General features: G+C 33.1%; 11 protein-coding genes. 4 read left to right on the plus strand and 7 right to left on the minus strand.

The annotated features are described in order from the left end of the window. Positions 1–111: 111 nt before the first annotated feature. Positions 112–600, plus strand: a complete 489-nt coding sequence (locus tag KHA98_RS00635) for a DUF1761 domain-containing protein (RefSeq protein ID WP_213254339.1) — start codon at positions 112–114, stop codon at positions 598–600. 118 nt (positions 601–718) lie between these two features. Continuing rightward, positions 719–1864: a peptidogalycan biosysnthesis protein gene (locus KHA98_RS00640; protein WP_213254341.1), complete on the plus strand. Its 1146-nt coding sequence runs from the start codon at positions 719–721 to the stop codon at positions 1862–1864. Positions 1865–1867: 3 nt separating this feature from the next. Here KHA98_RS00640 and KHA98_RS00645 read toward each other — a convergent pair whose 3' ends face one another. Beyond that, entirely contained in the window at positions 1868–2737 is an 870-nt protein-coding gene (locus tag KHA98_RS00645; protein WP_213254343.1) for a diacylglycerol/lipid kinase family protein, read from the minus strand. Between the two features lie 60 nt (positions 2738–2797). On the opposite strand from KHA98_RS00645, the gene KHA98_RS00650 reads away from it, so the two are divergent. Further along, entirely contained in the window at positions 2798–3760 is a 963-nt protein-coding gene (locus KHA98_RS00650; protein WP_213254345.1) for an App1 family protein, read from the plus strand. 225 nt (positions 3761–3985) lie between these two features. On the opposite strand, the gene KHA98_RS00655 is transcribed toward KHA98_RS00650, so the two are convergent. Further along, positions 3986–5899: an ABC-F family ATP-binding cassette domain-containing protein gene (locus KHA98_RS00655; RefSeq protein ID WP_213254347.1), complete on the minus strand. Its 1914-nt coding sequence runs from the start codon at positions 5897–5899 to the stop codon at positions 3986–3988. Between the two features lie 108 nt (positions 5900–6007). Here KHA98_RS00655 and KHA98_RS00660 point away from each other — a divergent pair, with 108 nt between their 5' ends. Continuing rightward, complete coding sequence (locus tag KHA98_RS00660) at positions 6008–6391, plus strand: DUF983 domain-containing protein (protein WP_213254348.1); 384 nt, start codon at positions 6008–6010, stop codon at positions 6389–6391. Here KHA98_RS00660 and KHA98_RS00665 read toward each other — a convergent pair. The 5 genes from KHA98_RS00665 to porL form a co-directional block, all read right to left on the minus strand. Beyond that, a complete protein-coding gene (locus KHA98_RS00665; protein WP_213254349.1) occupies positions 6372–7445 on the minus strand; it encodes an NAD(P)/FAD-dependent oxidoreductase in 1074 nt (357 codons plus the stop codon). The two genes, KHA98_RS00660 and KHA98_RS00665, sit on opposite strands and share 20 nt — an antisense overlap. 75 nt (positions 7446–7520) lie before the next feature. Further along, positions 7521–8510 carry a type IX secretion system ring subunit PorN/GldN gene (gene porN, locus KHA98_RS00670; protein WP_213254350.1) on the minus strand — a complete coding sequence of 330 codons (990 nt, stop codon included), beginning with the start codon at positions 8508–8510 and terminating at the stop codon, positions 7521–7523. Positions 8511–8698: 188 nt separating this feature from the next. Next, complete coding sequence (gene porN / locus KHA98_RS00675) at positions 8699–9688, minus strand: type IX secretion system ring subunit PorN/GldN (RefSeq protein WP_213254351.1); 990 nt, start codon at positions 9686–9688, stop codon at positions 8699–8701. A gap of 44 nt (positions 9689–9732) precedes the next feature. Continuing rightward, positions 9733–11277, minus strand: a complete 1545-nt coding sequence (porM, locus tag KHA98_RS00680; protein ID WP_213254352.1) for a type IX secretion system motor protein PorM/GldM — start codon at positions 11275–11277, stop codon at positions 9733–9735. A 52-nt stretch (positions 11278–11329) separates the two neighbouring features. Further along, positions 11330–11977 carry a type IX secretion system motor protein PorL/GldL gene (gene porL / locus KHA98_RS00685; protein WP_213254353.1) on the minus strand — a complete coding sequence of 216 codons (648 nt, stop codon included), beginning with the start codon at positions 11975–11977 and terminating at the stop codon, positions 11330–11332. Between the last annotated feature and the right edge of the window lie 63 nt (positions 11978–12040).

Raw genomic sequence — 12040 nt, forward strand, 5'->3', positions numbered from 1 at the left:
TAAAGTGTTAATAAGTATATTTTTAGTACGATTTTATTTACTTTAAAGAAAAATTACAAGTTGATACTTTTTTACCTAAATTTGATCAACTAATTATAAAAACCTCATATTATGGAAATTAACTTCGTCGCGCTATTATTAGCCGCTATTACCACATTAGTAACTGGTTTTGTTTGGTATCATCCAAAAGTGTTTGGAACGATCTGGATGAGAGAAAATAATTTCACTCAAGAACAATTAAAAACAGGAAATATGCTAAAAATCTTCGGATTTACGTATGTATTTTCTTTAATGATTACCGTAATATTAATGGCTTTAACAATTCACCAGTCCGGAGCTGTAGGAATGGTTGGCGGACCTCCAATGCTGGCCAATGCAAAACCATCGTTTGCAGCATTTATGGCCGATTATGGTACTGCTTACAGAACTTTTAAGCATGGTGCGCTTCATGGTTTTATGTCGGGTCTATTTTTTGCTTTGCCTATTGTTGGAATCAATGGCTTATTTGAAAGAAAATCATGGAAATATATCTTCATTCACGCAGGTTACTGGATACTGACTCTTATGCTAATGGGCGGAATTATCTGCGCCTATGCATAAATAATAAAATACAGAAACCCGTTTGATTTTAAACGCAAACGGGTTTTTCTTAATAATAACTTAAAGCAAGTGAGTTATTATAAATATTATCTAATTTTGAAGAAATTAGCTCAGACTCTTGAATACAACTTATTCTTTCGAAATATACAATCGTGCCTCTTCTCTTCCTAATGAATGGAACTCGCTTAGTTCTGAAAATATTTTTTTAACCAAAGAGTATCTTCAAATTCTTGAAAATTCTTGTCCCGTAAATATGATTTGTCATTTTATTGGACTATTTGAAGCCAAAAAACTTGTTGGTCTTGTTGTCACTCAGTTTTTATTTGCCGAGAAATTAGAATCATTTGGCGAACGAGATAAATGCTTAAAAACTTCGGTTCGAAATTTTGCCTTTAAAAATTTTGCTTCGCATGTATTGTTTGTTGGAAATAATATGCTTACCGGACAAAATGCTTTTGTATTTGATGAAAACGTAAATCAATCCAAAGCTATTAAAACACTTCATAAAGCTATTACGCAACTAAAAAAGGATTTAAAAGCCACCGGAAAAAACGTTCATATTACGAGTATAAAAGATTTTACAAAAGCTGAAATAGAACCTTTGCAGGCTGAATTTAAAAACAATTATACTTTTTCGACGCAACCCAATATGATTTTTAATATCAATGAAAGCTGGAAAACAGAACAGGACTATATTGATGCTCTTTCTAAAAAATATCGGGATCAATACAAACGTGCCCGTAAAAAAGCAGAAGGAATCGAAAAACAAAAAATGTCTTTAGCCGACATTTTAAAATATGAAGATATTATATATGATTTGTATTTTCATGTGGCTAAAAACGCTCCTTTTAATACTTTCTTTTTAGCACGAAATCATTTCAGTACTTTTAAAGAAATCATGAAAGATAACTTTTTATTTTATGGCTATTTTCTGGATGGAAAATTGATTGGATTTAATACACTTATTAAAAACGGAGCTGTTATGGATACTTATTTTCTTGGTTACAACGAAAGTATTCAACGTGAGAAAATGTTGTACCTAAACATGCTTTATGATATGATAGCTTATTCAATCAATCAAGGTTTTAAGGAAATTGTTTTTGCAAGAACTGCACTCGAAATTAAAAGTTCTGTTGGTGCAAAACCTGTAAAAATGTATGGCTTAATTACACATAGTAATGCGCTTATTAATCATAACATTTCTAAATTTTTCAATTACCTGGAACCGAAAACAGAATGGCAGGAACGAAATCCTTTTAAGTAAAAACTAAGGAACAGCGATTTTCATTTGCTTATGCAGAATATAAATATTCAGATCTGTTTGTGCTCCGCAATATTCTCCGTCAATTTGAAAATTTACAGGATAATCTATTTTGATCGTTGCTTTATCTGTTGAAATAATAACAATATCGTCTGAATCGATTGGCATATTGCCTGTAATAATTTTTCCGATTAATAATAAGTCAAGGCTTTTTAGAATTACGAGTTCAAACTTACCATCATTCATCGCACCATTAGGGTTGATAATTACACCTGTTCCGTATTTTTGAGAATTGGCAATTACGATCATTCTGGCCGTGTGTTCAACGCTTTTATTATTCGCTGAAATTGTTGCCACAAATGGCTCTTCAGATTCTGTTAATGTTGTAAACGCCTGTAGTGCATAACCCCAGAAACCGCGAACATCACTTTGCTCGTAATTTTTGACCAGATTTGCATTTAATCCCAAATCGCTTAAGTGGATACTTTTTTTTCCGTTGATGCAAATCATGTCCATTTCGATGTAATGATGCAGAAATGCTATTTTAAGGTTTGCTTCTATGTCTGTTGGCAGGTTCAAATCAACAGAAAGTCCGTTTGCAGAACCGGCTGGCAAAATTCCAATAATTACATCAAATTCCTCTACAGCTTCGGCAACAATTTTTATAGTGCCGTCACCACCCGCAACAATTATTCGTTCCGGCGTATATTTATTGTACAAAATCTGAATCTTCCGCAAATCGTCTTTACCGGTAGTTTCATATACTTCTAAATCAAAATTATTTGTAGACGCAAACTCTTCCACTGCCTCGATTAAATCGCTTTTATCAAGATCTCCGGAAATAGGATTGACAACAAAGAGGATATTCTTTTTCAAAATTTTATTTTTAAACCAATTAAATTAAGTAAATTACAGTTACATAAATATACGCAATTAATGAAACCAATTTTACAATTATATCGAGGTTATGCCAATGAAGAAGAATTAATTGTAATGGGACATGTCTTTAAAAGAACGTATGATTATGATTTTCAAAAGAAAAACTTTAAAAATGCCAGCTCAATTATTAACCAGTTTCGAATAAAAACAATTCAGAATTTTGATGTTTACCTGAAGTTTGGCGAAAAAGAAATTCACACCAAAACACTTGATGACGGCTATTTTAAGTTTTGCATTCCATTGGAAAAAGAAACCTCTTTTGGGTGGATTGAATATGAGGTTTTTATTAAAGACGAAGCAAACACGATTACTTCAAAAGGTACTTTTATACGACCTCATAAAGGTCAGTTAGGAATTATTTCTGATATTGATGATACTTTTTTAATCTCGCATACTCCTAACATTTTTAAGAAAATGTATATTCTTCTTTTTAAGAATGTAAATGACCGACGGGTTTTTAAAGATGTTGTTCAGCATTATCAAGCGCTAAGTTCTGCCGGAAGAAACAAAAAAGAAGAAGAAAATGCTTTTTTTTATGTTTCTAGCAGCGAATGGAATTTATATCGTTTTATTGTAAAATTTACCCGAATTCATAATTTACCAAGGGCTGTTATTTTACTAAAAGATATTAGACGAGGAATTACTGATTTCTTTATGAGCGGCCGCGGAAATCACGATCATAAGTTTGATAAAATAAAACATGTCCTGGAATTTTATCCGAATTTAAAATATGTTTTACTGGGGGATGATTCACAACACGATCCTGCTTTGTACGAACGAATCTGTAAAATATTTCCCGTTACGGTAATTGCCGTTTATATTAGGCAAACCGGTAAATCTCAAAAAAAAGAGGTGCGGAAAATAATGAAGAATCTAGAAAGTCTGGATGTAGCAGTTTGCTATTTTAAACATAGCAGCGACGCTATTACACACTCTAAATCTATTGGAATTATTAAATAGTACTTTTTTGTTTCAAGTTTCAGGTTTCACGTTGCACAGAACTTGAAATCTGAAACTTGAAACCTATTCCCTAGCCCAGATTGAAGTGAATAGCCCGGAATAAAAAAAGCAAAAGTTTCTTGTTCTAAAAAAGCGACCAACGGAAGCTCTTTTTAGAACATTAGAAACTTTGCTTTTTTTATGAGGACTAGTAACGGAAAGCTGGATTAGCTCCTGAAACTTATGTTAAGCATTAAAATTATCAATTTCTTCCTGAACGATTTCCCAATCTGATAATAATTGATCTAAATCTGCTTTCTTTTTGTTGTAAGCAGTGAAAAATGAAGCATCTTCGATGTGTTTATCGTAATTAGAAGCCAGCATTTTGTCGTCGTGCTGAATATCTTTTTCTAATTGTTTGATTTGACTTTCTACTTTACTTAATCGGTTTTGAAGTGCTTTTCCTTTTTTCTGATCTTCGTAAGAGGTCTTGTTATTCTCTTTTGGAGCTGCTGCTTTTACAACATCTTTTTTCTCAACCTCACGCATATTTTCTAAATTACGCTGCTCTAAGAAAAAGTTGATATCTCCAAGATATTCTCTGATTTTCTGATCTTTAAATTCGTAAACAATATTCGACATTCCCTGAAGAAAATCTCTATCGTGAGAAACCAATAATAAAGTTCCTCCAAATTTTTGAAGCGCCGCTTTTAAAACGTTTTTAGATTTAATATCTAAGTGGTTCGTAGGCTCATCCATTAACAACACGTTTATAGGCTGCAATAATAATTTACAAAGCGCCAAACGGTTACGCTCGCCTCCTGAAAGTACTTTTACTTTTTTCTCTACATCGTCACCGCGAAATAAGAAAGATCCCAACATATCACGAACTTTAGAACGGTTGGTGTCTGTTGCCGCATCTTCCATAGTTTGCAATAATGTGATTTCTCCATCCAGATATTCTGCCTGATTTTGAGCAAAATAACCCAATTGTACGTTGTGTCCTAATTTGATATTTCCCTGATATTCAAATTCATTTACAATGGCTTTAATAAAAGTCGATTTTCCTTGTCCGTTTTGACCCACAAAAGCAATTTTGCTACCGCGTTCTACCAACAAATCGATATCTTTTAAAATAACTTTATCTCCGTAAGCTTTTGTAACGTGCTCTGCTTCAACTACAACTTTACCTGGTTCTTTAGAAACCGGAAAAGAGATATTCATTACCGAATTGTCGTCTTCATCAACTTCAATTCTTTCAACTTTATCTAATTTTTTAATTAACGATTGTGCCATGGAAGCTTTTGAAGCTTTTGCACGGAATTTCTCGATTAATTTTTCTGTTTCTTCAATCTTTTTTGCCTGATTTTTTTGAGTTGCTAATTGCTTCTCACGAATTTCATGGCGTAATTCAAGATATTGAGAATAGGGTTTATTAAAATCGTATGCTTTTCCTAATGAAATTTCGATGGTACGGTTTGTAACATTATCCAGGAACATTTTATCGTGCGATACAATTACCACAACTCCAGGATAATTACGAAGGAAACTTTCTAGCCAAATAATACTTTCGATATCTAAGTGGTTGGTTGGCTCATCCAGAAGTAGTACATCGTTTGATTGTAAAAGTAATTTGGCCAACTCGATACGCATTCTCCATCCTCCGGAAAATGTTTCTGTCTGGTTATTAAAAACTTCTCTCTTGAAACCTAAACCTAAAAGAATTTTCTCAGTATCTCCAACATAATTATAACCTCCTAAAAGATCAAAACGGTGTGTATAATCAGATAAATCTTCGATGATTTGTCCGTATTCTTCGCTTTCATAATCGGTTCTGGTAACCAATTGATGATTGATTTCTTCCAGTTTTTTTTCTACAATTTTAATCTCGGTAAATGCTTCATACGCTTCTTCTAATACCGTTCTTCCACGTTCAAAATCAATATCCTGACGTAAAAAACCCATTCGAATATCTTTTTCCTGAGAAATAACTCCAGAATCCGGGGCAAAATCCCTTGCCAACATTTTTAGCATTGTCGATTTACCAGCTCCGTTTTTACCAACAAGACCAACTCGGTCTCCGGCACCAAGACGAAAAGTAACTTCTTCAAATAAATATGTTCCTCCAAAAGAAACCGAAAGATTGTGTATATTAAGCATTAATTTGTTGTTTAAAGTTTAAAGTTTCATGTTTTTGATACCTTAAACAGAGAATGAAAATTGTAAATTTGCGTTACCAGTTTAATGGTAAAACTAAATTTTTTGCAAATGTTAAAAAAAGGATCGAAACTAAATAGTATTTTAACAGGAAGTTGTCCAAAATGTCAAAATGAAAGCATGTATTCGGACAAAAATCCGCTTCATTTGACTAAAGTTCTCAAAATGAACGAAAATTGCAGTCACTGCGGATTAAAATATCAAATTGAACCTTCGTTTTTTTATGGTGCAATGTATGTAAGTTACGGTTTAAATGTGGCTGTCGGAATTGCCGCATTCATTGTTTCGTTTGTGTTTTTTGGTGCAAGTATAGAACAATCGTTTATTGCGATAGTTATTACATTAATTCTATTATTTCCGTTTGTCCTGAGACTTTCCAGAAATTTATACATTAATATGTTTGTTTCTTACGATCCTAAGGCTGGCCAGAATTAAGGCTTTTTAAATATCTTTTATGAAAACGCTTAATGTCGATTTCACGATCTAAAGGAACTTCACTTTCTATATAATCATATAAAACCTGAGCCATTGCTGGTCCAAGCATGACTCCTCGAGTTCCTAAGCCATTTAGTAAATGAAGTGATTTAAACTGTTCGTGAGTTCCTATTAAAGGTCTTCTGTCTTTTACTGTAGGACGAACACCTCCGTAATGTTCTACGATTTCAAAATCGCAGTCAATAATTTCCTTTATTCGATCTATTAATTCTCGTTTTCCTTCTGCAGTAGGTAAATCTGTTTTATCCTGCCAGTTGTATGTCGCTCCTACTTTAAACAAATCATTCCCTAAAGGCAATATAAAAACGCTTGTATTCATAATGACATCCAAATCTAAATCAGGAGCTTTTATTACAAACATCTCACCCTTAGTACCATCTAATGGCAAGTAATTAAAAAAGGGATTTTTATGCAGACCGAATCCTTCTGCAAAAATAATATGACGTGCTTTGATATTTTTATACTGAATTCCAAAATCTAAAAACTCAATATATCCCCAATCAAAAGATTGTGATAAAAGCAAATCATTCTCTTGCAGATATTCACGATAAGTATCTAATAACAGCATTGTGTCTACATAACCGGTATGCAGAACTTCGCCATAATCATAAGGTGAGTTGATTCCTTTATATTTTTTCAGAACTAATTTTGTAGACAAAAATGGAGCTAGGTTTCTTTTATCCGAAGCAGCAAACCAATTGTTTTGTTCTTCTATAGAGAAAAATTTCCTTAATATAGGGAGTTTAAAATTAAACTTCTTTTGTAGTTTATCCTCAATTCGATTATAGAAATCATTCATTATAACCAATTGTTCTTGTGCATTCCAAACTTCGCTAAATCTCTTTAAAATAACAGGATTATAAAATCCTCCGGCCACTCTTGAAGATACCTGAGACATATTGTCTATTACTAAAATAGATTTATTGTTCTTTAAAGCAACTTCAGCAAAAGAAATTCCAGCTAATCCAGATCCGACGATTAAATAATCAAGCATTGTGTAGTATATAAAATAAAAAACTCTTGCCACAAAGGTAGCAAGAGTTTTTCGTATAATTTTAGATTTAGGTACTTAGTAGTTCCACATATCTTCTTCGAAGTTGCGAATCTTCTCTTTTACTCTTTCAGATTCTAATAATTGAGCCTGAGCATTATCTTTCATGTATTCTTTGATTTCACGATCCCCGTACATGTTTTCTTCCTTATAAATAATTGCATTAAAATGTCTGGAATTTAAAACCTGATCAAATGAAATTGGAACTGCAGAATTTTTATCATTAAATGCTTTAGCCTCATGCAATGCTTCCCTGGCATTTGGGAAGAAAACCCAAAAAAGCTCGATATAATCTTTCTCATCACTATTCATCGTATAAACATCGGGAGTTACAGGACAAATTCCAAGTAAACGATATTTCAAATCACTCTGCCGTTTGTCAAAATACCAATATCCTTTAATCTTGTATTGCGTTACGTCCTGAGCAGTCAGATCTTGCTTTAGAATATACTCTGCTGGAACTGTTCTTTTTGGTCCAACAGTTTCGTCTACATAAGTTACAGATTTCTTTTTACCAGTACCGGTAACCACCTTTTTCTTGACAACACGCGTTCTGTAATCATCCGGATATTGATTTATCAGCTCACGACCGGCATCTGTTGTATCAACTCGTGACAAAGAGCCCTGAATGTCTTTCATCGTCTTCTTGGTGTTAAAATAACTATCGGTATAAACTTCAGTAATTTTTCCCTGTCGAATTGCTTTAGTCAGCACATCATAAAGAGAGCGTCTGTCGGCACCAATATTAGCAGTATCTACGGGAAAATACAAAGGGAAATTAATTTTCTCGTTTAAATCAATAATCTCCCAGGTTGTTTTCCCCATCAAAACATCCCTATCGTCTATATAGCCATAAGCTAGGGGTTTATCATTATCCGAGATACGTTGTGCAGGTGTCTTCAGTCCTATTTCTCCGGCTGTTTTTGCATTGAGCAAATTAGATTGGGCACTAGAAGTACAACTTACACCTATTAGAAAGGCAGCTATTAAAAAAAATCTTGTTTTCATCATCATAAATATTATAAGAAATTAAACGCATTATTTAATTGTTTATTGCTATTTTTCTTACATAAATTAAAATCACAAAAGTAATTAAAATTTACAATATTCCTATGATTTTTTAAAGATGGGCGTTCTCCAAAAAAAAACTCTTACTACAAAGGTAGTAAGAGTTTTCTAATAAATTATTTAGAAGCTTAGTAATTCCACATATCTTGTTCAAAATTACGGATCTTCTCTTTTACTCTTTCAGATTCTAACAACTGATTTTGAGCGTTATCTTTCATGTATTCTTTGATCTCACGATCTCCGTACAAGTTTTCTTCTTTGTAAAGTACAGCGTTAAAACGTCTAGAATTTAAAATCTGATCAAAAGAAATTGGAAGAGCAGAGTTACTATCGTTAAAAGCTTTTGCTTCATGTAGTGCTTCTCTGGCATTTGGGAAGAAAACCCAAAACAACTCAATATAATCTTTCTCGTCACTATTCATTGTATAAACGTCCGGAGTTACAGGACAAATACCTAGTAAACGATATTTCAATTCACTTTGACGTTTGTCAAAGTACCAGTATCCTTTTATTTTGTATTGTGTAACATCCTGAGCAGTTAAATCTTGCTTCAAGATATACTCTGAAGGAACTGTTCTTGTTGCTCCAACTGTTTCATCTACATAAGTTACAACTTTCTTTTTACCCGTTCCTGTAACTACTTTTTTCTTCACAACGTGACTTTTGTAGTCATCAGGATATTGGTTAATAAGTTCTCTACCAGCATCAGTAGTATCTATACGAGATAATGATCCTTCGATGTCTTTCATAGATTTTTTAGTATTGAAGTAGCTATCGGTATAAACTTCAGTTATTTTACCTTTTTTGATAGCTTTCGTCAAAACGTCATAAAGAGAACGTCTATCAGGCCCAATATTAGCTGTATCTATTGGAAAATACATTGGAAAATTGATTTTTTCATTCAAATCAATAATCTCCCAAGTTGTTTTTCCCATCAAAACATCTCTGTCATCTACATAACCGTAAGCTAAAGGCTTATCATTGTCTGAGATAAGTTGTGCAGGAGTTTTAAGTCCAATCTGTGCAGGTGTTTTCGCATTAAGCAAATTAGATTGCGCATTAGAAGTTAGACCTCCAGCGATAGAAACAACAGCTATTAAAAAATTTCTTACTTTCATCGTGGTATTATTATAAGATATTGAACGTAGTTTTACCTACTTTATTATTGTATTTCATAAATTACCGGAGCAGTTCTTGGCAATAAATAACTACCAGCTCCAACAAGTTTTGTTTTAATTTCAGAAATAGTAACCTGATCTCCTCTTCCTGCTCTAGAAAGAACTGATTTACATTGTGCATTTAATCTGTTACCTGTAACAACAACTGTAGGTTGTCCAGCAATTTTCAAGTTAAATCCAACAACATCTAAACCAACTTCGAAATCAAAATCAAGTAATTTAGCACCAATAGTAGCAATTTCTAAGTTAGATTTAGGACCTTTAACAACTCCCATTTCCCCTCTAATTGTTCCTGTTGGTCCAGGAATACCTTTAATTCTGAATGTTTTCTTATCTGTAACTTTATCTCCGTTTGGTAATGTACCAGTTACAGCGATTGTAGTTTCAGTACCTGAACCTGGGTTCATGTTATATTTTCCAGGCTTACCAGCAGAAGCTAATCCCGGAGCACTAGCAACGATTTTGTTTGCATCAACACCAGCGAATGAAACAGAGATTGGGTTAACAACACCTCTATAAACAACATTCATTTTATCAGCAGAAATAGTAGCTGAATTTGGTTTTGGTACTACAACGTAAGTTCCTTTAAATTTTAATGGGATATTTTTTCCATCCTCTAAGAATGTAAATTGTCCATTGATATCTTGCTCTCCTACACCACCAGCAGTTAATGAGATAACAGCTTGTCCGTTTACGATTTGTCCAGGACCTTGGAAAGATGTTGGTTTAGTGTTTTCGTCATAACGACCTAAAACTACCTTACCAGTAACTTTTTCTCCTTGGAAGTAAGCATTTTTATCTAAAACAACAATTGCTTGATAGTTGCTGTAAGAAGCAGCAGCAACAGCGGCTTTTCCTAAAGCAGCACTGTAAACATCAGATTCTGCTTTTTGAACGTCATTTTGCCAAGCTGAAAGTTTAGCTAATGAAGCAACAGCTGGAAATCCTTTAAAGTGGTAAGCTAAATATTTATCTTTTAAACCTTCTTTATTTTTAACGTCAGAAACATCAAATTTCTTTTCAACTTCTGCGATAATAGCTCCATATTTATTCTTTGGATCAACCAAAGCAGCTTTCATATCTGCTTTATATTTCTCGATATGAGAAATGATATCATTACCTTTAGCAGTATATCCTTCACCTGTAAACCAGTTGTCGATATTATCACCTTTGTCCATAGACTCATAAGGTAATTTTCCTGTTTCTTTATCACTTTCGAATCCTTTTAAAACATCTCCTTTTAAAGAACCGATGTATGCATAAAATTCTTTTGAAATTGTTTCAACTTTGTGAGCTGTAATAGCTGCAGTTGCAAATTCTCCTTTTGCTTCAGCTGCCTTTTGATCTAATGAAGACAACATACTTGCGTTATTTGCAACTGAAGAAGTATTAGCGCTTTCAAATTTTTCATTCATTAATCCAAAAGCAGATAAAACTTCTTTGGACATATTCATTGCTAACATTGCGATGAAAACCAGATACATCAGGTTAATCATCTTCTGTCTAGGGGTTAATTTTCCTCCTGCCATTTTTTTCTAATTAGTTCTTATTAATAATTTTAATATAATAGTTAAAAACTAATTATCCTTTGTTACTCATTGCAGAAAGCATACCACCGTAAACGCTGTTTAAAGAAGCGATATTAGCAGTCATAGATTGCATTTGTTCTTTTAATTTAGACGCATTTTCAGCGATTTCACTGTTTGCTTGTGCATTTCTAGAAGCACTCTCTAATTGAACTTTATATAAACTGTTTAATGATTCCATTTGTGCAGCAGCCATAGACATTTCTTCAGCATATTTCTTTTGTCCTGCAATAGAATCAACTGTTGGAGAAATTGCTTTAGCAGCTCCTTCGAAGTTTTTGATTGAGTTTCCTAAGCTTGCCATTAATTCACCATCAATTTTAGCTTCTTTCAACATTGTGTCTAATTTTTGAGACAATAAACCTTGGGCATCAGTTGGAGTTTCAACTTTCTCAGTTTTTTTTCTAGCTTGTCCGTTAGCTAATTCTGGGTAAACAAGAGTCCAGTCTAATTCTTCATCAACTGGTTCAAAAGCAGAAAGTGCAAAGATTAATGCTTCTGTAACTAATCCAATAGAAAGCATCAATGTTCCTGTTAATGGTCCAATCTCAAAGTGAGTAATTTTGAATAATGCTCCAATAATTACTACTGCCGCTCCCATACCATAAGCGAAATTCATTGCTTTTTTACTTAATAATGCCATAATACTTTTTTTTAGGTTTTAATTTTAAAATAGATTCGATTTGGTTATTATATTTAATTTACT

The sequence above is a fragment of the Flavobacterium branchiicola genome (assembly GCF_018383905.1).
Lineage (GTDB): Bacteria > Bacteroidota > Bacteroidia > Flavobacteriales > Flavobacteriaceae > Flavobacterium > Flavobacterium branchiicola.

Coding starts and splice junctions, on each gene's coding strand:
- KHA98_RS00635 (WP_213254339.1), top strand. CDS start 112: ATGGAAATTAACTTCGTCGCGCTATTATTAGCCGCTATTACCACATTA.
- KHA98_RS00650 (WP_213254345.1), top strand. CDS start 2,798: ATGAAACCAATTTTACAATTATATCGAGGTTATGCCAATGAAGAAGAA.
- KHA98_RS00655 (WP_213254347.1), bottom strand. CDS start 5,899: ATGCTTAATATACACAATCTTTCGGTTTCTTTTGGAGGAACATATTTA.
- KHA98_RS00660 (WP_213254348.1), top strand. CDS start 6,008: ATGTTAAAAAAAGGATCGAAACTAAATAGTATTTTAACAGGAAGTTGT.
- KHA98_RS00665 (WP_213254349.1), bottom strand. CDS start 7,445: ATGCTTGATTATTTAATCGTCGGATCTGGATTAGCTGGAATTTCTTTT.
- porN (WP_213254350.1), bottom strand. CDS start 8,510: ATGAAAACAAGATTTTTTTTAATAGCTGCCTTTCTAATAGGTGTAAGT.
- porN (WP_213254351.1), bottom strand. CDS start 9,688: ATGAAAGTAAGAAATTTTTTAATAGCTGTTGTTTCTATCGCTGGAGGT.
- porM (WP_213254352.1), bottom strand. CDS start 11,277: ATGGCAGGAGGAAAATTAACCCCTAGACAGAAGATGATTAACCTGATG.
- porL (WP_213254353.1), bottom strand. CDS start 11,977: ATGGCATTATTAAGTAAAAAAGCAATGAATTTCGCTTATGGTATGGGA.